This is a genomic window from Endozoicomonas montiporae CL-33 (genome assembly GCF_001583435.1).
In the GTDB taxonomy this organism is placed as follows: Bacteria; Pseudomonadota; Gammaproteobacteria; order Pseudomonadales; family Endozoicomonadaceae; genus Endozoicomonas_A; species Endozoicomonas_A montiporae.
In genome coordinates this window covers 1,197,355-1,219,856 of sequence record NZ_CP013251.1, presented here as the reverse complement: position 1 = coordinate 1,219,856, position 22,502 = coordinate 1,197,355, and the positions used below count along the sequence as shown (strand labels likewise).

At 49.2% G+C, this 22,502-nt stretch carries 16 protein-coding genes and 1 pseudogene; 6 read left to right on the top strand and 11 right to left on the bottom strand.

Features of this window, described 5'->3' with window-relative positions; translation table 11 throughout:
• Window positions 1-60: 60 nt before the first annotated feature.
• Window positions 61-335: pseudogene (locus EZMO1_RS28000) on the top strand (IS1634 family transposase); the annotation flags it as partial.
• 182 nt (window positions 336-517) lie between these two features.
• Window positions 518-3,844 (top strand): hypothetical protein, encoded by a 3,327-nt coding sequence (locus tag EZMO1_RS05345; RefSeq protein ID WP_145912479.1) that lies wholly within the window; start codon window positions 518-520, stop codon window positions 3,842-3,844.
• Between the two features lie 928 nt (window positions 3,845-4,772).
• Here EZMO1_RS05345 and EZMO1_RS05335 read toward each other — a convergent pair.
• From EZMO1_RS05335 to EZMO1_RS05320, 4 genes are all read right to left on the bottom strand, one after another.
• Complete coding sequence (locus EZMO1_RS05335; RefSeq protein WP_051789806.1) at window positions 4,773-5,435, bottom strand: YiaD family glycine zipper/OmpA-like lipoprotein; 663 nt, start codon at window positions 5,433-5,435, stop codon at window positions 4,773-4,775.
• 35 nt (window positions 5,436-5,470) lie between these two features.
• Entirely contained in the window at window positions 5,471-6,112 is a 642-nt protein-coding gene (locus tag EZMO1_RS05330) for an MBL fold metallo-hydrolase (protein ID WP_034874941.1), read from the bottom strand.
• 87 nt (window positions 6,113-6,199) lie between these two features.
• Window positions 6,200-6,778 carry a histidine phosphatase family protein gene (locus EZMO1_RS05325; protein ID WP_034874943.1) on the bottom strand — a complete coding sequence of 193 codons (579 nt, stop codon included), beginning with the start codon at window positions 6,776-6,778 and terminating at the stop codon, window positions 6,200-6,202.
• A 40-nt stretch (window positions 6,779-6,818) separates the two neighbouring features.
• The gene (locus EZMO1_RS05320; RefSeq protein ID WP_034874945.1) at window positions 6,819-7,067 is read right to left on the bottom strand and encodes a hypothetical protein; all 249 of its coding nucleotides are present in this window, start codon (window positions 7,065-7,067) and stop codon (window positions 6,819-6,821) included.
• A gap of 359 nt (window positions 7,068-7,426) precedes the next feature.
• Between EZMO1_RS05320 and EZMO1_RS05315 the strand changes: the two genes are divergently transcribed.
• Entirely contained in the window at window positions 7,427-8,668 is a 1,242-nt protein-coding gene (locus EZMO1_RS05315; RefSeq protein ID WP_051789807.1) for a dicarboxylate/amino acid:cation symporter, read from the top strand.
• 57 nt (window positions 8,669-8,725) lie between these two features.
• On the opposite strand, the gene EZMO1_RS05310 is transcribed toward EZMO1_RS05315, so the two are convergent.
• Both EZMO1_RS05310 and bioA read right to left on the bottom strand, forming a co-directional pair.
• Window positions 8,726-9,130, bottom strand: coding sequence for a CBS domain-containing protein (locus EZMO1_RS05310; protein ID WP_034874947.1), 405 nt, complete (start codon window positions 9,128-9,130; stop codon window positions 8,726-8,728).
• Between the two features lie 113 nt (window positions 9,131-9,243).
• Complete coding sequence (gene bioA / locus EZMO1_RS05305) at window positions 9,244-10,527, bottom strand: adenosylmethionine--8-amino-7-oxononanoate transaminase (protein WP_034874949.1); 1,284 nt, start codon at window positions 10,525-10,527, stop codon at window positions 9,244-9,246.
• 184 nt (window positions 10,528-10,711) lie between these two features.
• Here bioA and EZMO1_RS05300 point away from each other — a divergent pair, with 184 nt between their 5' ends.
• Window positions 10,712-11,575 carry a 6-pyruvoyl trahydropterin synthase family protein gene (locus EZMO1_RS05300; RefSeq protein WP_034874951.1) on the top strand — a complete coding sequence of 288 codons (864 nt, stop codon included), beginning with the start codon at window positions 10,712-10,714 and terminating at the stop codon, window positions 11,573-11,575.
• Between the two features lie 3 nt (window positions 11,576-11,578).
• On the opposite strand, the gene EZMO1_RS05295 is transcribed toward EZMO1_RS05300, so the two are convergent.
• The 5 genes from EZMO1_RS05295 to EZMO1_RS05275 form a co-directional block, all read right to left on the bottom strand.
• Window positions 11,579-13,453, bottom strand: a complete 1,875-nt coding sequence (locus tag EZMO1_RS05295) for a TRAP transporter permease (protein WP_034874953.1) — start codon at window positions 13,451-13,453, stop codon at window positions 11,579-11,581.
• Window positions 13,454-13,498: 45 nt separating this feature from the next.
• A complete protein-coding gene (locus EZMO1_RS05290) occupies window positions 13,499-14,416 on the bottom strand; it encodes a TAXI family TRAP transporter solute-binding subunit (protein ID WP_034874955.1) in 918 nt (305 codons plus the stop codon).
• 254 nt (window positions 14,417-14,670) lie between these two features.
• Window positions 14,671-15,636, bottom strand: coding sequence for a YeiH family protein (locus EZMO1_RS05285; RefSeq protein WP_051789808.1), 966 nt, complete (start codon window positions 15,634-15,636; stop codon window positions 14,671-14,673).
• 112 nt (window positions 15,637-15,748) lie between these two features.
• Window positions 15,749-17,179: a di-heme oxidoreductase family protein gene (locus tag EZMO1_RS05280; protein ID WP_034874957.1), complete on the bottom strand. Its 1,431-nt coding sequence runs from the start codon at window positions 17,177-17,179 to the stop codon at window positions 15,749-15,751.
• A 107-nt stretch (window positions 17,180-17,286) separates the two neighbouring features.
• Window positions 17,287-17,874, bottom strand: coding sequence for a TetR/AcrR family transcriptional regulator (locus tag EZMO1_RS05275; RefSeq protein ID WP_051789810.1), 588 nt, complete (start codon window positions 17,872-17,874; stop codon window positions 17,287-17,289).
• A 132-nt stretch (window positions 17,875-18,006) separates the two neighbouring features.
• On the opposite strand from EZMO1_RS05275, the gene EZMO1_RS05270 reads away from it, so the two are divergent.
• A complete protein-coding gene (locus tag EZMO1_RS05270; RefSeq protein ID WP_051789811.1) occupies window positions 18,007-19,119 on the top strand; it encodes an efflux RND transporter periplasmic adaptor subunit in 1,113 nt (370 codons plus the stop codon).
• Window positions 19,120-19,124: 5 nt separating this feature from the next.
• On the top strand, window positions 19,125-22,166 hold the full coding sequence (locus EZMO1_RS05265) for an efflux RND transporter permease subunit (RefSeq protein WP_034874959.1): 3,042 nt from the start codon (window positions 19,125-19,127) through the stop codon (window positions 22,164-22,166).
• Window positions 22,167-22,502 lie beyond the last annotated feature (336 nt).

The window sequence follows — 22,502 nt, the reverse complement described above, 5'->3', positions numbered from 1 at the left end:
CGGCCAGTTCTGGCTTTGTTGCCTAAGAGGTGGAATTGGTATTATTGTCTGAGCGCTCACCAGGCACTGTTAATGGTGGTGACTCTCTGCCTGATGGCCTATGCTGCTATTCAACATCGAATCTGCTACGAACTGAAGAAAAAGAGTCGAACGTTCCCGAACATGAAGAAAAAACTAGCCCAAAACCCGACGGGTAGATGTGTTTTCCTCTGCTTTGAAGGCATTTATCTCTTGACGCCCGTTAACACGAAGAGGCACGTAATTTGCGTATCGGAAAGTCAGGAGACAATCCTGTTTATATATTGGAGCCAACATACCAATCAATTTATTCCTGATTGGGGTGTTGAATGACGGCTGAAAACAAAATGATATGAACTTTTTTTCCAGAGCGGTGTGGCCTGACATATTGTGTAGCTATTTATATAGCTATTTATATAGCTATTTCATGGCAATCTGCCGTAACACCCCTCTGTTTCTTTTCTCATTCATTTCGGCGCTAGCCCTTAACGCATCCGCTTTGGATCTTTCCTTCAGGCAACACGACAGTCAGCTGTTCTATCTGCCTTTGATGACCTTGTCGTTCGGGCTCTCCCCAAATACCTCCCACCAGAAAGAGCTATGGCTGTTTAAAAACTTTTTGCAGTCGAACCTGATCCCTGATTCAGTCCCTGCTGAGAGCTATGACAAACTACGCCTGCAAATTGAACTGACGAATACAATCAGTGGGCTCTCAGCCTCTGACCCGACTGGAAACACATCAAAATCAGTGACCCTGTATTCATCAATGATATCGGAACAGTATCGGATAGTTCTGCCCAGAACCGACATCGCGCCCCTGTCCATTACACCGAAAATCATAGAAATAATACTCGATCATGAGCTGTTGCAACTGCTGTCTGTATCAAGCGTGGAACAACTGATAACACTCCTGTACCAGCCCCCTGTTGCCTCTGTTGCCAGCCCGGGTGGTGGCGATGGCGGAGACGATGGCGATAATAATGAGCATTTCAGGAAACATTTCCAGTTTCCCGATTTTTTATTGTTCATCTACCCGGAGAAGCGCCGCCCAGTCTTGCGCATTACTGAGCAGGACATAAAATCCATTCGGTTGCAGCACAAGCTGAAACTACTAGCCATCATTCGAAGAAAGTTAAAAAACACTGACGATGAAAACCTTAAAAAAATCTATCAAGACAGAATTATGGTTATTCAGGCTGATTACAATGACCTGATATCAGAGTGGCAGACAAAAGTACCACTTTACGCCAGTGATCCAGAGAGTTGGACACCATCGTCTTATGCAGAGCTTGATCAACTGCTGACTTATTACTTTGACTATTTTGCCGATGCTCAGTCCATTCTGTTCAATAAGCTGCCCGGAAGCGTGGGGGATTTAACCGAAGACCCAATGGCTCAACAGAAACATTCATCACAGTCCCCCGAAGATACCCCAAGTCAACAACAGAATGAACAAAGTGGCCAACAACTGTCAGATAATTCAGATAATTCAGATAATAAGGGTGACTTCGGGGATGATAAAAATGATCCTCCTGAAGATGACAGTGTGTCTGCAGTGCAGACTGTTGATATGAGTTACAGCCAGAAAGTAGAAGCCTTTCTTGCTATTCCTGAAGAAGATTTCCTCAGGTTAGACCGTCAACTGAAGCTGGAGCTGTTCAAAACCAGTAACAGCCCGTCAAACCAGATCAACCGTGCAAAAAAGACCATGGCAATGGCAGTCTTTAAATGGCTGAAAAATCGTAACAAGGACGAAGCCCGAAAAGAGTTTATGCAGGCTTACGAGTTAAGCGAAGTGGCAAGACAGAATATACCGGCTTACCGTCATTCCCACGTAGTTGGGAATCCATCACCAACAGTGTATCCCCTCTCTCTCGGGGATGGCACTGGGATGAGCCTGTTTGCTACTTCCCCAGGCCAGCAAGCGTCCGCCCATCCGTTTGATCCGGACGACCAGATTCTGGCCTGGCTGATGATCCACAAATACAAGAAACTGCTGGATGCCACCAGCGAAGATCCAGAAGCCGATGCCCTGGAATTGCATAGCTATTTTTTCAGATCCATAGAGAGAGCTAATCCTGAAGTTCTGCCACTACTGATTATGTATTATGCGGGTGCTCTGCCGGGCATTAACTGTCCTGTTAATTTTGAAATCTATCTGGAACTGCTGCTGAAATTTGAGGATTGCATTACCGATTATGATTCGCATTATTTTTTTCCTGTCAGCTTCACTACTCTTGACCGTATTCGATGGGCTCCAATGGGTGATACAACCTACAAGTCTGTCGAACTTGCCTCCATGCACTTATTGCAACGTATCTCCTATTATATCCTTTTGCGCTATATGGCTGAATGCACTGACAATGACTTTATTAAAAGCAGTGATCTGGCTAAAAATCCGCAAAGTTATGATCGCTTTTTTAACATGATTTACACCACCAGTAGAGGGATTAAAGCGATTAAAGAGAACTGGATTTATGATGATGATAGAGCCTATGAAGCGATTTGCTCGGACCTTAATGAACATAAAAATCGAATAGAGAAAATCAATAAAGTCCCTGACTTGACTGAAGGGCTCCGAATCTTAAAAAGCCTCCATTACCAGTCTCTTGCCGTTCTGGTGCGCGTAAAAATTAAATGTTTCAATAAAAGTACCAAAATTATCAAGACTCTCAAGAGAGAAGTATTGGAATTTCACCAAAAAGCTGCCGATCACTTCCCCGAACTATGGCATCGTGTTTTTCAGGATGCCATTGACATTGGGATGACCTCTGAAGCCAGAGAGGCTGCACGGCAACTGAACTATTTCTGGCAGGAACGAAATCTACTTCTGGCAGACTATTGGCAGGAACGTTTTGATTCACTCAGCTCCCAACTCGCGGAGACTGTTGCCCCAGTTCCAGAGCCTGCCGAGCAATCCACCACCCCACTCTTGCTCCCGGATCTCCCTGCGCAAAGTCAAGGTAAAGCAACGGCAACAGGCAAAAAAAACAGAAAGACCAGACAGACATTGCAAAAAAAACCATATCAGCTCTTATCAATACCCGTATCAACTTCTGCTCAGGAAGAATTAGCCAGAGGGGAGAATTCTAAAGCGGATAAACTTCCAGAAACATTGTCGCCCACAGATTTAGCCACATTGCCCGGAGCTACTATAAAAGTTGATAGAACACGACGTAATGTTCAGGACAGTAGTCAGGACGGTGAACAGTGGCAGGTTCAGGCGGCAACAAAAATTATCCGCCCATTTGAAAGGATCTATAGAAAAAACTGGAATAGGCAAATCTATGACACTCTAAAAAAAGTAAGAACATCCAGAGAGAAGGGAAAACCTAGAGAAGAGTACAACCTTTATGAAAAACAGTTGAAAGGTAACTCAAAAAGTATAGTGGGTATCGAGCGAATCTGGGAAGAAATGGGCTGGCTGTTGTTGCACCAATATGATGGCTCCTTTGCCACGCAGGCGATACCGGAAAACTTGAGAAAAGAGGTTCTGAAAATCACTTTTAAGGCCAAAGACCACTATTTTTTACCAGCCATCGCCCTGCTTCTTGGGCTGGATGAAATGAATAGCAACCTCAGCCCTGATGTTCTCTCTCAGGCTGTTCGCGACATCCTGAGAGAGGAAGAGTTTGACTCGGATGACCAGAAAAATGAATTGATTCATCGGTTTCGCTGCCTTTCCAGCTCGGTTGCCCACTCTTTCAGCCTGGCCGCAATGGCTTCACCCCGAAACAGAAAACTGAAGGTACTGGCCGAACAATGGTATAAGACAAAAAACGATCTGATTGCCTTGAAAACACAAAACGCTGTAAACGCCAAATAAATCCACGCCCTTCCGAACTAAACCTCAGCCTGAAATGATCAGTGTGCGGATCTTTTGCTACGATGCCAACCCAATCGGGATAGGGCGTAGCCTCACGGCTACGCTCCTCCCACAACACCCAGCGTACAGGTCTGTACTGGGCGTTTCGGTCAGTTAATACCAATTCCGTCTTCTAAATATGACCATGAGCAAGCCATTCTGGGTCGCGGGACAATACCCTGAAGGGCATAAAGGCGGAACAACGAGTAATAGCGAGCTATTGCGAGGAGTTCCAACGCAGCTCCCGTGATTCAGAATGGCTACGCAATTCATGTTTAGAAGCGCCCCAGGCCGAACGCGGCCAAACATCTATGAGTAACTAACGTTCCAATAAGCCCTTTCTTGTACTTTATAATCAAAAATATAAATCCAGTGATAACAAGGCTTGTGGAGTGAGTTACTCAGAAGGTTGCAGTCACTCCGGTTTTGCCCTCCAGACGGTTGCCCGCTATCACAGGCCGGAGCTTCGACACTACTAAGGGATCATCTGCCACCTCACACCACTTTTATCCTTGAGTTTCCTCTTGTGATAAAAGCCCCTGAGCGACCAGGGATAGATGCCAGGCTTCCCCGGTTACTAAACGGTTTCCTGCCAGAGATGCCACCCTCAAACACAGAGTTGGGACTGACTGAGTATCGGGCTTTGCGCTATTTTGCACGCTTACCGCACCCAACCTGCCGAATCAGGTTCGCTTGCGCTGTGTACCTCTGACTTCCTATGGCTTCCTTCAGACCCTGCCGTTGGCCAGCAACGCCCTTGCCATTCGGATTACCTTCCCCTCAGTCGGGGCGGTTCAGGCTTCTTTCAGCCTGACGGGTTTGCCCGCTTCGCTGGGCAAACAAAAAAATTGCCGCTTTGGAGACGGCAATTTTTAAATTACATCGTCGCTTATCTCTGACCAGTATTAGGCACCAGATCAATTTCAACCCGACGATTCAATGCCCGACCGGATTGAGTTGAATTGTCGCCTATAGGGTTAGATGCACCCATACCATAAATGCTCATACGAGTCGCTGGTACACCCTGAGCCACCAGATATCTGGCAACAGATTCCGCACGGGATTGAGACAGAGGGTTATTAATTGAAGGGCCACCGGTACTGTCGGTATAACCGCGAATCTGTATAAGGTTTTTATCGAATTCTTTCATCACCTTGGCAACAGAACCCAGTACCGGATAAAAACTTGATTTAATCTCTGCCTGACTGCTGTCAAAAGTAATATTGGAAGGCATGATCAACTTCAGGTTATCGCCCTGTCTGGACACCTGAACACCGGTTCCCTGCAGTTCCTGACGCAGTTTTGATTCCTGACGGTCTGTGTAGTAACCATAACCCGCACCCGCAGCACCACCAATCGCAGCGCCTTTCAAAGCACCTTCACCACCATCCGCTATGCCGCCGATGACAGCACCTGCCAGGGCGCCAATGCCACCGTATTTAGCTGTTTTCTGAGTCTGTTGCTCACCAGTATAAGGATCTGTCGTCTGACAACCTGCCATAAAAGCAGCAACAAACAACAACGGTAGTGCATTTCTGAAAGATCTGATCATGTATGTACTCCTTGGAGAAAAGCAGCCGTAAGGAATCAGCCCCTGACAATACTGTTCTCTCGAATCTCCTCACCAATGGTAGTATCTGGTCCGTGTCCTGTAACTACACAGGCTTCTTCATCCAGAACATATAAACGTTCTTTAATGGATTTTTCTATGGTTCTGAAGTCTCCACCCCAGAGGTCGGTTCGGCCAATGGAGCGACGAAACAGTGTATCACCAGCAATCAATAGTTTGTGTGATTCAAAGTAAAAACTCATTGAGCCGGGCGTATGGCCCGGTGTGTGCAGGGCTACACCACAACCACAGGGCAGCTCTTCATCATCTTTAAGCCAGTAGTCAGGGTCTGGTACTGGTGCATACGGCACGCCAAACATACGACACTGACCCTCAAGGTTATCCCACAGAAATTTATCTTCCTCATGGAGATGAATCGGTGCACCCGTCAGTTTTTTCAGTTCGCCACTGGCCAGAAAATGATCCAGATGAGCATGAGTATGAATCAAGGCTGCAGCCTTTAACCCCAACTCATTCAGTTTGACAAGAATGGTGTCGGCATTGCCGCCCGGATCAACAACAATGGCTTTGCCGGTCGCTTTGTCACCAATGATCGTGCAGTTGCACTGCAAAGGGCCCACCGGAAAGGTGACCCTGATAAAGTCAGTCTGCTTTGTCATGCTTCATTCATCCTGAAATCAAAAAAGTGCCCGGCCATCAGGTCAGTGGGGGCAAAGGTTGTCAGGCATTTTAAAGCAGAGATCTGTTTAGAAAAACATTTCCGGTGTAATTTTCAATTGTCTGTATCCAGCGGTATCCAGACGCTCACCTGTTCCGGTCAAGGCTTCCAGAAGCAAGTAGATGGGAGCACCGTGGCTGAATAACAATACATAGCCATCACAAGTACGATAGTGCTGATAAATATCAACACAGGCATCAACCATTCTCGATTTTATAGTGCCTCTGGTTTCACCATTAAATGACTCCGGACTGTCCGGAAACCAGAAATCTATGTCATTGTAACGATCAACCAGCTGGCTCTCCCTGTCGCCCACCTGCGACTCGATCAGTTTCCGCTCCGTCGTTAGCTTTTGTTCTGGAACCTTCAGTACGTCCATCACATTTTGTGCCGATTCACAGGTTCTGGGCAGTGGCGATGCAAACACCTGACAGACGCTGTCTGCCGCCACTCCTATTGACTGAAGGAGCCAACCCAGCTGACGCACCTGACAGACGCCTTTCGACGTCAGATGAGCTTCTATGTACCCGGGGTGGTCAGGGTTTGAGTTATACCACCCTCCGGCATTCTGCTCCGCTTCACCATGTCGGCAGATAATCAGTTCCAAATCATCCCTCCCGAGAAGTCTGCCGATACGGACTTTGGCACTAACAGATAACCTTTAACAGAACTTTCCGACCTTTAGAGCACAAGCGCTTGCTTACAGGCTGTCGGAAATTACCGGAAGCCCCCTTCAACTGAAGGCGGACCGGGTGACGCTCTGTTGCCGAAGCCCAGAAATCAATGCCTCTATGTCGATCATCATAACCCGGATAGGGAAAACAGGGCTGCTCTGGCCCGTCTTCCTGCTCGTCGAACTCTTCCAGTGACTCAGGCAGATCAAAACGAATTGTCATGCTTCACCTCCAGACGCTGATCGAAAAATAAAACATTCGTACAAAATTAACGTCTAACAAGAACCCGGCGTGCATCAGAAGCCATTAAGGCTTCAGCATTGTCACCGGCTCATAGTGTAGTCAAGCTTTTAACCCACATAAGCAAATATCAAATTCGCATTAGAGAAATCGGAACCTGAAGCTAATCTATCTGTCTATGAATACTGAAATACGCGTCCAGATAGCCGCTTCCGGCAGGCAGAGCCCGTTAAAGAACACCATCAAAAGGCCTGACACGGAAAAGCCTTACTCTCGTTGTTGTTTCCACACAGTCTGATTGAACCGCTTTCCAGACGATTAAGGATGTAAGGAGATTAACCATGTGTGACCGATGCAACAAACACCACAAAATCAGCTCGACTGCCTTGTTGCTGCTGGCAGCAGGTCTTGGAATATTCACCGGCTGGCTTGATGTTTCAATCATTAATGACGCCTGTGAAGTCATTACCGATATATTCATCCGGCTGCTGAAGCTGGTCAGCCTGCCCATCATTTTCTTTTCCCTGATCGCAACGCTGTCAGGCATGAGTGGTATGGGCGATGTCAAAGCCATGGGAGGCAAAGTTCTCAAGTTCACCCTCCTGACGACAGTCGTAGCCGCTGCCATGGCTCTGGCTCTCTATACCACCCTTGATCCTGCGCATCAGGGTCTGGCTGCCAGCCAGTCAGAACAGGGAGTAGAAGTGGTCAGCTACTGGAATTATCTGCTGAGCATCATTCCTTCGAGCTTTGTCGAGCCTTTTTACAACGGCAATGTCATGGGAGCCCTGTTCCTGGCTCTGCTGATGAGCGCCGCCATTCTGTCCCTGCGGCAGGATCACAAGGAAACCCTGCACAAACTGTTCGACAGTCTGTTTGCAGCGGTTATGAAAATGACCAGCTTTGTGCTCAAGCTGATGCCGCTGGCTGTCTGGGCATTCGTCACCCTGTTTGTCCGGGACTTCCAGAATCAGGACATGCTGCAGGGGCTGGCGGTTTATCTGGTGTGCGTACTGCTGGCAAACGTGATTCAGGCCGGAGTCATTTTACCGCTGTTCCTTAAGAGCAAAGGCATTCCGCCTTTGAAAACCCTGAAAGCCATGTGGCCAGCTCTGACCATTGCCTTTTTCTCCAAGTCATCCAGTGCGGCTCTGCCGTCTGCGGTGGAATGCGCAGAACATCGCATGGGCGTGAATGGCAAAGTCGCCCGGTTCAGCATGCCACTGTGCATCAGTGTCAATATGAATGCTTGTGCAGCTTTTATTCTGATTACTGTCCTGTTCGTTTCCCAGAGCAACGGGGTAGAGTTTTCAATGCTGGAACTGTTATCGTGGGTTCTGATTGCCTCCATTGCCGCCATTGGCAATGCGGGTGTGCCCATGGGCTGCTATATGCTGTCCAGTGCGTTTCTGGCTGCCATGAATGTGGACTTGCAGCTGATGCTGCTGATTCTGCCGTTTTACAGTTTCATCGATATGCTGGAAAGCGCCATCAACGTCTGGTCCGACTCCTGTGTTACCGCCATGGTCAATCAGGAACTGGAACAGGCAGGCGAGCTATCACCCGAACAGTTGGAAAGCTGAAGGGAGTGACTCAGGGCGTATCCAATATGCCCTGAGTCAGTGAAAGAGTTGGCAGATTCAGGCATACGATACGCTTTTGATCATTTCACTCAACGCCTGCAACACATCCTTACGACTGATAACGCCCACCAGCTCATAGTCCTGAATCACAGGGTAAACCTTGGGCTTGTTACCCTGCATTCTCTGGGCAATATCAATCACCGATTCTTCAGGCGAAACAGACAATGGTTCCTTATGCATCAGATCCGATACCACCTTGCGACTGTCTGAGTGGTAAGTGCCCGAAATCATCTGTGCAATGCAATCCTGCTCCGATAAAAAGCCCACCAGTTTTCTGTCATCGTTTACTACTGGCAGTCCCGTCAGGCCTGATGCCAGAATACGTTCCACCGCATCCGCCAGCATCAGGTCTGATGAAAGAGGAACGATATTTTTGCGAACGATATCTTTAACCACTTTCATGTTTGGCTCCCTCGTAAGTCGTTGCCCATGATGTCAGTATGAACCGATTCAGGGCTGCAGACCAAGCAAAAAGAGCCTGTTGCATTGATTGAAATCTTCTATGAAAGCCGATTTTAAATGCGACTGATCACCTTGCAGAGCTGCTGGCACAAAAACGCCAGATCGTCATCGCTGATAATGTAAGGCGGCATGATATACACCAGTTTGCCAAACGGGCGTACCCAGATACCTTCGTCCACAAACATCGGTTGGATTTCTTCCATGACAACCGGTTCTTTCATTTCTATCACACCAATAGCGCCCAGAATCCTGACTTCAGCCACGGTATCGAACCCGGCACAGGGCATCAGGCCGTCCCGCAGTTTCTGTTCGATATTGGCTACCTGAGCCTTCCATTCGCCCGTGGCAAAAATATCCAGACTGGCACAGGCTGCGGCACAGGCCAGAGGGTTAGCCATAAATGTCGGGCCATGCATAATCGCGCCGTTTTCCGAGATAGTACCACTGACCTTTTCAGTACAAAGGGTGGCTGCCAGTGTCATGTAGCCCCCTGTCAGGGCTTTGCCCACGGTCATAATGTCCGGAACCGTATTGGCATGTTCACAAGCAAACAGCTTGCCGGTTCTGCCGAAACCGGTGGCGATTTCGTCATGAATCAGCAGAACATTGTATTCATCACACAGTTCACGCACCCGCTTCAGAAAGTCCGGCGAATAGAAGTACATGCCTCCTGCACCCTGAACCACTGGTTCAATAATCACGGCGGCTACATTTTCATGCATGGATTCCAGCGCATTTTTGAACTCGCTGATATGCGACTCGTCAAAAGGTTCGTCAAACTTACAGGCAGGACGTGGGACAAAGTGATGCTCCGGCAAAAGGCCGGTAAACATGGAATGCATCCCGCCCACCGGATCACACACCGACATGGCTCCGGTGGTATCACCATAATAACCGCCACGGAAGGTCAGCATTTTTGTTTTTCGGGTATTTCCCTGAACCACCCAGTACTGCATGGCCATTTTTATCGCCACTTCCACAGCGACAGAGCCTGAATCCGCAAAGAAAACGGTCTGAATCGGTTCCGGTGTCATTTCCACCAGCTTGCGCGCAAGGTCAATAGCCGGTTTATGAGTCAGACCGCCAAACATCACATGGGAGAACGTATCAATCTGGGCTTTCATGGCCTGATTCATCTGCGGATGGTTGTAGCCGTGAGCCATACACCACCAGGACGACATACCATCGATAATCTCACGACCGTCATTGAGCGTGAGCTTTACACCATTCGCCGCGGTCACCGGGAAAACGGGCACCTTGCTATTGGTTGAATTGTAAGGGTGCCAGATATGTCTGGATTCAAACTCAAGATCCCCGGTACTAAGAAGGTTGTGCAAAGTGAACTCCTGAACTGGTTGGCCTGCAGGACACCAGATATCGCTTATTAATCATTGAATGGGGCAATAATAATGAGAAATTGGCTAACATGTGAAATTTTTCCTTCTTCCTGAAAGAATCAGAAAGATGGTTTAAACTTCAGTCTCATTTATTGATCACGTCTGATAAAAAAAGAAATCCATTATGACCGCCCTGTTTGTAAACCAGCTCACCACTCTCGACTTCAGTTTTCTCTCCCCTGATCGGGGTGTTGTGGGAGAAACCTGGTTAGTGGATGTGGTCTTATACGGTGACCTTGATGAACAGGGCATGGTGTTTGACTTCGGCCATGTCAAAAAGCAGGTGAAAGCATCTCTGGACTTTATGGCGGATCACCGTTTGCTGGTTCCGGTTGCCCACCCATCCATTAAAGTTGAGGCTGAAAAGGATCGTCTGGATGTGACGCTCGACTCGCCAGTCACCGGAACCATTAACTGCAAAGCGCCCGCACAGGCTATGTTACTGGTTGATGCAGAGGAAATTGCCACAGAAACGTTAACACCCATTCTTGAGAAGGCATTGATGTCCGAACTGCCCGACAATGTGAAAGACGTCAAGCTGAAACTTTACAACGAGTTCATTAAAGGCGCTTATTACCATTACAGTCACGGTCTGAAAAAACACCTTGGTGACTGCCAGCGAATTGCCCATGGTCATCGTTCGGCCATCAACGTTCAGGTGAATGGGGAAGACAGCCCCCAGCTTGAAAAAGACTGGGCAGAGAAGTGGAGCGATATATACATTGCTACCAGAGAAGACCGGCTTGACTGTTTTGAAGAAAACGGACGTCAGTATAACCGTTTTGGCTATACCGCGGATCAGGGGTATTTCGAGCTAACCCTCGCCAGTGAGCTCTGCTACCTGATCGACACTGACTCCACGGTCGAGCTGCTGGCACAGCATATGGCTGCCGAGATGTATCAATCATTGCCCGCAGACTCAGACCTTGAAGTCACTGCCTATGAAGGCTTCAATAAAGGCTCCATAGCCAGAATAAATAGCTATTAAAGGTCAGACTTCCTTTGCCGGAAACGCAGCCCGACGATGCCACTGCAGGATAACCACGGCAACGGTCATCAACAGTCCCAAAAGCCCAAAGCCTGCCGGATTAAACAACAATAACGGCAGGCTGATAGCGCAGAGTATTCGCTCAACCAGAGTTAACGGCCTCAATAAATACCCTTCAACGGCCATTGCCATGGCGATAATGACCGCCAGTGTCTGAATAACACCCACCACAAAACCAAAAGCATTGCCGTCCGTATTAATAAGACCGGAATAAGCCATCATAATCGGAATCACAAACAGACCGGCTGCCAGCTTAAAGGCTTCAATCGATGCCTTGATCGGGTTGGCATCTGCCACACCGGCACCGGCAAACGCCGCCAAAGCAATAGGAGGGGTCACATTGGAAGTCTGGGATAACCAGAACACCAACAAGTGCGCCGTTAATACCGGCAGGCCAAAATCACCCAGCAACGGTACAGCCATCACCGCCAGAACGATATAAGCCGCCGTTACCGGCAGCCCCATACCCAGCACCAGTGCCACCAGACTGATTAACAGCAGGGCGGTAAACATGAAACCGCCGGACAACGTCATCACAAACTGGGTAAACTGCAAACCAATACCGGTTTGACCAACCACGCCCACAATAATGCCTGCGGCACCACAGGCTGCTGATATGGGTAATGCCAGCAAGGCACCGTTTTTCATGCCCTGAATAATCTTCTGCAAACCTATACGACTATGGTTTCGTAAAGCAGCCGTCACCAAAATCGCACCACAGCCCATCACGCCCACCAGCAGAGGTGAAAAGGCCATCAGTAATAGAACCGTGATTAATAACAGGGGTAACAGGAAGTGTGCCCCGTGTTTCATAACGTCCCAGACCGCTTCGGTTCTTTCTGCTGAACTGAGCCCCAGTTTGCACGCCATGATATGCACGTATAACAGGGTGCAGAAAAAGTACAGGCACGCAGGCGCAATGGAAGCAATCATAATGTCGCTATAGGGCACACCGGTGAACTGCGCCATAACAAAAGCACCGGCACCCATAATCGGTGGCATGATCTGCCCGCCAGTGGAAGCGGCTGCTTCAATGCCTGCCGCCTGCTCCGGCTTGTAGCCCAGCTTTTTCATCATGGGAATGGTGATCGAACCGGTGGTCACCGTATTGGCAATGGCTGAGCCGGAAATCGAACCCAGTCCGGCAGAGGCAATCACAGCCGCTTTTGCCGGCCCCCCGCGATACTTGCCTGCAATGGCAAAGGCCAGATCGATAAAGAACTTACCGGCTCCTGTCACTTCGAGAAAAGCGCCAAACAGTACAAAAATAAAAACGGTAGTCGCTGCTATTCCCAGGGCAGAACCAAATACACCATTACTGGAATACACCTGAAACTGTATCAGCTCCTGCAAGCTGTAAGCCTTGGTGGCCAGAGTACCCGGCAGAAAATTACCAAACGCACTGTAAGCCAGAAACACACCGGCAATGATCACCATGACCCAGCCAACCGTACGACGACAGGCTTCCAGTAACAGAGCTAGACAAACGACACCGGCAATAAGATCAGGAGTCCCCAGCCCATACAACAGATAGTTAATATCGTTGTAATCAAAGCTGACTATAAAATAACCCGACACGACTGCGGCAATCGCTAACCCCAGATCCATTATACGCCCGGGAACATACAACCGGTGTTGTTCATTCCTGATAAAAGGAATGTGCAGAAAAATGAGAACCATCACCCAGCTCAGATGAGCAGGACGAAAATACGTGGCTGATAGGGTGGATGTAATACCCTGCCATATCTGAAAGCCCGACAGCAAAACCGCCAGAACCAGCACCAGATAGCCTGACCGTTTAATAATCGACTTCGTCATAACATCCTCCTTCCACGAGTCTTCTGTCGAGCTTTCTGCGCCTTGTTATTGCACTGTTTTCAGGTATTTAAGAGCACCGGGGTGCAGTGGCACACCGTTCAAACTGTCTGCATTGGCCAGCGTGGTAGCATCGGCTGCCTTAACCACCTTGCGCACCTGATCAATGTTTTCAAAGGCTGTGCGGGTCAGTTCGTAAGCCATATCTTCGGAAAGGTCAGCTTTCACAACAATGACATTCCAGACACTCAGGGTATCCACAGATCCCACCTTGTTATAAATGCCTTCCGGAATGGTGTAGCTGCTGTAAGCCGGATACTTTGACTTGAAAGTAGCCTGCTGCTGCGCAGAAACATCCAGAATACGGATATCATGGGTTAATGCCAGCTGAGTCACGGCACCCACACCCTGCCCACCCACTATGAATCCGGCATCGATCTGACCATTGGCAAGCGCATTCGTGGTTTCGGAAAAGTTCAGGTACACAGCATTAACGTCTACGCCCAGAGACTCCAGCAGAGCTGCTGAAGTCACCGCAGTACCGGAGCCAGGTGCGCCCAGAGACACTCGCTGACCGTTGAGATCCGCCAAAGATTTGATATCAGACTTCGCCGTTGTAACGGCATGAACCAGATTAGGATAAAGGGCAAACAGAACATTCACCGGCATTTTAGCCGGGAATTTGCCTTCGCCCTTGTAGGCATCCAGCACCACATTACCCATCGCCAGACCGGCAATCATGTCACCGCGCACCACTTTGATGGTGTTTTCAACCGATGCCGCTGTGACTTCAGCCTTAACATTCACGCCATCAATCTGGTCTGACCAGACTTTGGCCAGGGCGCCCCCAAAGGGATAATAAATTCCACTCTGCCCGCCGGTGCCAATGGAATAATTATCGGCACTGACCGAAACCGACAGTACCGGCAGAATCAAAACCGCCAGAGAAAGAAGTAGTTTGCGCATAGGTCCCCCACATTTTTATTGTTTTACCCTTTAAAGGGCTTTTTATGACTGTGATAGTAACTCGCACAATGTGCGATGACCGACCAGACAGCCGTATGGTGTCAGGCTTTCCGAGAGTCTGATCACCATACGTGTACGAGAGTCTAACTTAAACAGGAAGGGACGAGAAGGCAGTTCAGTACCCTCTCCTCTGATGCAGGGATGCAGGCTGCTTATTCTTAAAACAATCTTGATGTATAGAGCCTGAATCCGTTTCAGAAATTAGACAGAATCAAACCCAGCGATACCAGCGCAATAACCATCCAAAGAGAAAAACCGTAAAGCATGGGTCTAAGGCCAACGCTTGTTAACAGGTCGCGGGTCATGGTGGAACCAATCAGAAACAGTGTCAGCACCAACCCTCTTTTCGACCACTCAACGATATCGGCACTAATCCCCTGAACGGCCGGAACAAAGCTGTTGATCAGCATGGCAACAATAAACAGGCCGATAAACCAGGGAATACTGATGCGCCTCAGACTACCACCGGACACCACCGCCAGAAGCAGAGACAGGGGAATAATCCACAGCGCCCGTCCAAGTTTGACCGTTGTTGCAATCGCCAGCGCTTCTTCTCCATAGCTGACACTGGCACCCACCACCGAACTGGTATCGTGAATGGCAATGGCTGCCCAGAGTCCGAACTGTTCCTGGGTCATCAACAACCAGTTCCCCACCACGGGAAACACCAACAAAGCTATTGAATTGAGGATAAACACCACGCCCAAAGCCACTGACATATCACGATGACTGGCTTTGATCACCGGTGCCACCGCCGCAATGGCACTGCCACCACAAATAGCAGTACCACTGGCAATCAACTGACCCGCATGCCGGTTAATCCCCATTCTTAGCGCCAGTAAAGCGCCTAACCCAAGCGTCGAGGCAATTGAAATGACGGTCAATAAAAAACCATCCTGACTGGCAGCCACAGCCTGATGAATGCTCATACCGAAACCGAGCCCCACCACAGAGAGTTTGAGGAGAATACCCGTCGCAGCCTGAGTCAGTTGTAAAAATGGATTACCCAGCAACAGTGCCAGAAGAATACCCAACATCAGAGCCACTGGAGATGAAACACCGGTTAGCAGGCATATCAAACACATCAGGACAAACAGGCTTCGGGCTAACCAGCGGGTTCTTCCGCGCAGCGCCGGAAAGCGTTCAGGGAGGTAACCCATAACTTTCCAAATTCTCAATAAGGCATCAAAAGGCGAGAGTATGGGTCTAAATCGCTAATAAGGAAAATAAATATTATTTAAGCAAATCGTAATAAGAACTTATGGGTGCTTATTATAATGAATTCACGAATCTCACCAGAGCCGTACGCTGATCTTTGCTCATTTCCATCACCGCCTGCTTTGACGCTTCGGCCTCGCCTCCATGCCAGAGAATCGCTTCCATAATCGTGCGAGCCCGCCCGTCATGGAGGAAGGTGGCTTTGGGGTTGACCATTTTCGTTTTCCCAATGCCCCATAAAGGCGGGGTTCGCCACTCTCTGCCAGATGCCAGAAACTCGGGGCGGTTGTCTGACAGCTCTTCACCCATATCGTGCAGCAATAAATCGGTATAAGGCCAGATATTCTGCTGTGACTGTTCCGGGTAGTTTTTAACTTTTAATGTCGTGTAATTTGGAATATGGCATCCGCTGCAGTTTGCTTTGCCAAACAGTGCTTTTCCCAGCAGTACCTGTGGTTCCTTGGAATCCAGCCTCATGGGAACAGCCAGATTACGACTATAGAACACCACTTTTTCAAGGGTGGAATCGGAAATATCCAAATGATCCTGCGGCGCAGCTTCCTTACAGGCGGTCTGACTTTCCATACAGTTATCATCCGGAAACAGGCTGGAGGTAATGCCCATATCACCATTAAAAGCACCGGCACTTTGCTGTGTCATGTTCGGCTGTCCGGCTTTCCAGCCAAACCGCCCCAGTACCGTCTTTTTATTTTTAATATCCCAGACACGATTACCACGACCGGATATACCATCGCCATCCCGATCTTCAGGATCTTCATTAGCCAGAATCTGGGAGTCGGATATGGCTTCCAAAAGACCGAGACCAATCATGGGCGACGCAATACGGGGAGAAATCATCACATTGTCAGGCAGCGGGCCATAATTCAAATCTTCGAGCTGAATGACTGGTTTACGAATCTGAACGCTATCACCATCTGGAAAACGAATATTCGAATATTCATAACGAACCCTTACTTTGGCTTCGTGTTTTACGCTGTTCAATGAAAAGTCCTGAATCTGGTCACCATAGATCGGATGAGGAATCACGCCACTGCGGGTCAGTTGATCTTTTTCTTTCAGGGTTTCCGCCGGCACGCTGATTCTTATGAGCAGACCACCTTCATTCAGCTCTCCATCCTCTGGTGCATGCCCTCGCCCATCAAGAATATGGCAACCTTCACAGGAGCGGGTATTAAATAAAGGTCCAAGTCCGTCGCGAACAGAATCCGGCTGCGGAGCCGGTACCCAGTCACTTTTAAAGAAACTGTCCCCCACACTGAAATCCAGTCTGCGATTCGCTGCCATATTGGCTGAAGCACGGGTAAACGAGCTTTTACCGGAAACAGTCACCGATGTCTTTCCTCCCGGCCACTTTTCACCCTCTTCATAAGCTGCAGGTTCAACCTGAGAACAGCCTTGCAGGCTAAACAGGATAATAATGGTGACTGACATAGTCAGTATTGATGTGGTCAGTCCTTTAACCATTGAAAAAATCCAGAGAAAGCGGTGATTGAAACTACGTGCTAGTTTCAGCTATCGGCAAGGCTGGACAATACCAAAGTCGAGGATTTCAGAGTTGTGCCGGGGTTTGTTCAGGCATTAATTCCATCGGCAAAGGCTTTCAATGCCTTGTGCAGATCAATGGGTTCTCCAGTCTGGCGGTTACAGGCCGGCATACCGTCAATGCTCATGCTGGCATGACCATGAACCAGAGCTGTTGCATTGATGGTGGTTTGCCAGATCAGCTCCTGATCAGTGCTTTGCAGTTTACGACTGATGATGCCCTGTAGACGCCCCAGACTGCCCAGTGCTTTTTCTTTTAACTGCGGATAGTCTTCTTTTTTTGCCAGCAGCGGCCCGAACATCAGTTTGTACAGTTCAGGATTTGCTGAAGCAAAGGCCACAAAAGCCAGCCCGGCATGCACCAATTCATCATCAATACTTTCCGATGACTGCTCTGCACTGGCAACGCATTGATCCAGTTCTGCAAAACCCTCTGTCATCAAAGACACCAGTAAGGTTTCCTTATCGGAAAAATGTCGGTAAGGCGCCGTCTGGGAAACGCCAACCGCTCTGGCTAAAGCACGCAGACTCAGTTTCTCAGCGCCCGATTTATGCAGCTGTTGCCGGGCTTCCATCAGCAACACCTGACGGAGATTTCCATGATGATAGCTAGACATAATTGACCTGATAACCACTCAAACCGTTTAAAGCATCGCTTATCAATGTATTCATCGTCAACATTGTTGACATCGAACACATTACTCTTTTAGCATTAAGTCAACAATAAACACAAATTCGGACAGACCTCCATGCCTGCTTTGCATCATTACACATGGTTTGTTGCCCTGACCCTTTCCTGCACATTTTATTTCACACTGTCATTACCCGCAGTGGCCAGTTCAGCACAGGGAAAGCCCTCCGTCAGCGTCGCAACTGAAACCGTTCAATACCAGCAACATTCCCGCCCTATCAGAACCAGTGGCATTCTTGCCTATAAGTCTCAACAAACACTGTCGTTTAAAACAGCAGGGCCGGTTGCACAGCTATTGGTTGACGAAGGTGACCGGGTGCTGGCAGGGCAATTACTGGCAAGCCTGACCATGGAAGAGATCAATGCACAGGTTGACGAAGCAAAGGCAAGGCTGGATCTGGCAAAACGTAATCTGGAACGAATCAGTAAGCTGCACAAGAATAATGTGGTCTCTCTGGATCAGCTGCAGTCGGCAGAAACCGAACTGGCCGTTGCCCAGAGCCGTTTACGAATCACCTTGTTTAATCAACGCTATTCTCGCATTGATGCGCCTTCCCCGGGGCTGGTGCTAAGACGTCATGTGGAAGAAAACGAACTGGTAACACCCAACCAGCCAGTACTGGTCGTCGCCGATACGTCGAGGGGCTGGGTGTTAAAAACCGGTCTGACCGATGAAGAGATTGTACGGGTCAAAAAAAACGACAGGGCACAGATTCAGTTTGATGCCTGGCCTGACCAGACATTCACCGGACAGGTTACCCGTCTGGCCGCCCTGGCCGATGAGCGAACCGGCACTTTTCAGGTGGAAATCACCTTCCCTGAAACCACCAGCAAATTACGTTCAGGCTTTGTGGGTAAAGTGACGCTTATTCCCTCCAGCCAGCAACTGCTGGCACTGATTCCCATTGAGTCGGTGGTGAATGCCAGTCGCACCCGTGCAGACGTTTTTGTCTATAACCCCGACAAACAGTCGGTCACCCTGAGGAACATCCACCTCAATTTTATAGAGTCGGGCTTCATAGCCAGCGAATCCGGTCTGGCAGAAGGTGAACGGGTCATTAGCTCCGGAGCCGGCTTTCTCCTGGATGGCGATACCGTCATCCTGGCTGAAAAAGTCGTTGAAAGCGTGGCTGACACAGTTTCTGAACAGACTGCCGACCTTCAGGAGTAAGCGCCATGAAACTCCCGGCTATCGCCATTCAAAACCGCCGCTTTACTCTGGTAGTCATGTTGCTGCTGGTGACACTGGGTATTGTGTCGCTGATGACCATGCCCCGCTCAGAAGATCCACAGTTTACATTTCCTGCAACTATGGTTCGTGTCGTCTATCCCGGAACCAACCCTTTGGATATGGAGAAACTGATTGTTGACCCTATCGAGGAAGCCATCAATGAGTTAGACGACATCAGAGTTCTGAAAAGCGATATCGAAGACGGCCTTGCTGTCATACGGGTTGAATTCCTCTACGGTACCGACCCTCAGGATCAATACGACGATGTGGTTGCAGAGATTTCCAAAATCCGCGACCAGTTACCCGACGACATTCCGGTACTGGCCATTGATCGAATTTCCCCGATCGATGTCAGCATCATCCAGATTGCGCTGATGTCGGAATCGCAAAGTTATAACACCCTGCGCCTGACCGGTGAAAAGCTCGAGAAACGCCTTGAGCGCATCCCCGGCATTAAAAAGGCCACGACCGAAGCGTTTCCGGAACAACAACTGCAGGTTCGGGCCGACCTTGCCCGAATGCAGGAACTGGGTATCGGTGTTGAAGATCTGATTTCTGCCATTCAGGCATCCGGCGTTAACCTTCCCGGTGGTCATGTACTGGCGGGGTCACGCCGCTTTACCGTAAGAACCAGTGGCGATTTTAAGGATATTGAAGCGGTTGAACGCACCGCCGTCGTCTCCACTCCGGGACGGGTGGTGTTTGTAAAAGATATTGCTGATATCGCTTTTGCGGATGCCCTGCCCACCTATCAGGCACGGTTTCAGGGAACCCGTTCCATTTTTATCACTGTTGTGCAGCGTAAAGGCAGCAACATTTTCACCGTAATGGACGGCATCAAAGAAACACTGGATCAGTTTGAGCAGGAGCTACCCGCCGATATCAACATCGGTATCGCCCATGACCAGAGCGAATCCGTACACGAACGGGTTTCACAGTTTTTTAACAGCCTGATTCAGGGTCTGGTGCTGGTAGGGTTGCTGATCATTCTGTTTCTCGGTGCCCGATCTGCCATTGTGATTATTCTTGCTATTCCACTGTCCGTATTTATTGGTCTGGGCTGGGTTGATCTCGCAGGCTATGGGCTGCAACAGATGTCTATTGCCGGACTGGTGATTGCACTGGGGTTGCTGGTTGACAATGCCATTGTCGTCACAGAAAACGTTCACCGCTTTCTGCGAAAAGGCTATCCGCGCATGGAAGCTGCAGCGAAAGGAGCCAGTCAGGTGGGCTGGGCAGTTATCAGTGGAACCCTGACCACCATTCTGGCTTTCCTGCCCATCATGCTGCTACAGACCGGAGCCGGTATTTTCCTGCGTTCCATGCCGGTCACGGTCATTCTTACCCTGTTGGCTTCACTGATTATTGCCCTGAGCCTGTCGCCGTTACTCGCCAGTGTGATGCTGAAAGGTCACGACAGCAAACCGCCTTTACTGTTAAGAGGTTTGCAGGCTTTTACCCATGGTCCCTATAAAGCCATGCTCAGTGGTGCGCTTCGCTACCCGGTACTGATTCTGATGATTGCTGTTGCCACTCTGGCAGGTTCTATCATGCTGGCAGGGACACTGGGAGTCAGCATGTTCCCCAAAGCTGAAAAGCCCATGCTGCTGGTCAATGTCGAGTTGCCCGAAGGTTCCAGTTTTCAGCAAACAGATGATGCAGTACGACAGGTTGAGGATATTGTTAAAGACTTCCCGCTGGTACGCTCCGTGGTCAGCAATATCGGTAAAGATAACCCTCGAATTTACTACAACATTTTCCCTAAACGTCAGGTGCCCAACTACGCGCAGCTGGTTATCAACCTGAACTCCGGTCAGCTGAGCGAGGTGGAGCCATTTGTCGAAACCCTCAGAGAAGAGTTCAATCGTATTGTCGGGGCCAGAGTGGTCGTGAAAGAGTTGTTGCAGGGCCCTCCATACGAAGCCCCGATAGCGTTTCGAATTATGGGTGATGACCTGAATCGGGTTCTGACCGTTTCAAGGGATATTGAGCAGATTATTGCCCGTACTCCGGGAACGGTGAATGTTGATAACCCTCTCGACAACCCCAAGGTTGACCTGAACATCACCATTAATCGCGATAAAGCCGCCATGTACGGGGTTGCCATCAGCTCGATTGATCAGGTAATTCGCGCCAGTCTGGTGGGCGTACCGGTCAGCCAGTTCCGGGACCATTCCGGCGAAGATTATCCGATCATCGTGAAAGGACAGTCATCGGGTCGCGATCCACAAATAGAAGACTTTGATCGTATGATGGTGAAGTCTGCCAGCGGACAACTGGTTCCGGTTAAACAGCTGGTTAAACTGGAAATGCAGGACGCCCTGCCCCGCTTCCAGCATCATTTGACGGAACGTATGGCACGCATTACCGCCGACCTGAAAGCTGGCTATCAGGCTGAAACCGTCACCAATGCGATCCGGGCAGAACTGGATCAGTACGAATGGCCAAAAGGTGTTTCCTATCAGGTGGGTGGCGAGCAGGAACAACGGGAAGAGTCCTTTGACGGAATGACCAAAGTGCTCCTGATCGCCCTGCTGGGCATCTTTGCGGTGCTCGTGTTGCAGTTTAATTCATTCAGTCAGCCGCTGGTCATCTTCACTGCGATTCCTTTTGCAGTAACAGGGATGATTCTGGCGCTGTGGTTTGCCGGTTTTACCTTCTCTTTTACTGCCTTTATTGGCCTGACCTCGCTGGTCGGTATTGTCGTCAACAATTCAATCATACTGGTGGATTACAGTAATCAGTTGCGCAAGAACGGTATGGAACTCAGGGAAGCCATTCTTGAAGCCGGCCAGGTGCGGCTGCTGCCCATTTTACTGACTACGCTGACCACTATTGGCGGACTGCTGCCTCTTACCTTATCCGGTTCGGTGATGTGGGCACCGATGGGAGCCAGCATTATTGGTGGACTGCTGGTATCAACGCTGCTGACTCTCTTTGTTGTGCCTGTGCTGTATTCGCTTCTGGGAAAAAGAGCACTGGATTGAGAGAAATTGTCTGAATGAAAATGTCTGAATGAAAAAAGAGGGGCAAAGGCTCCTCCTGATCCTATCTGCCTGCCAGCGTGTAAAAAATCCGGATCGCTATCAGCCAGAGGCTATAACCACGCAATGCGTTCTTCCTCATTGTTGCCATAACGGCTGGAGGGAGACCGCTGTTCGACATGCGACTGCTGTTTTTTATTCACGTACCACACGTCTGCCTCTGACTCTTTCAGGCATGCCAAATAGCATGTGACAGCCAGTTGAAACACTGTAATACCAATTCCGTTTTCTAAATATGACCATGAGCAAGCCAATCCAAATCGCTGGGCAAGGAAGAAC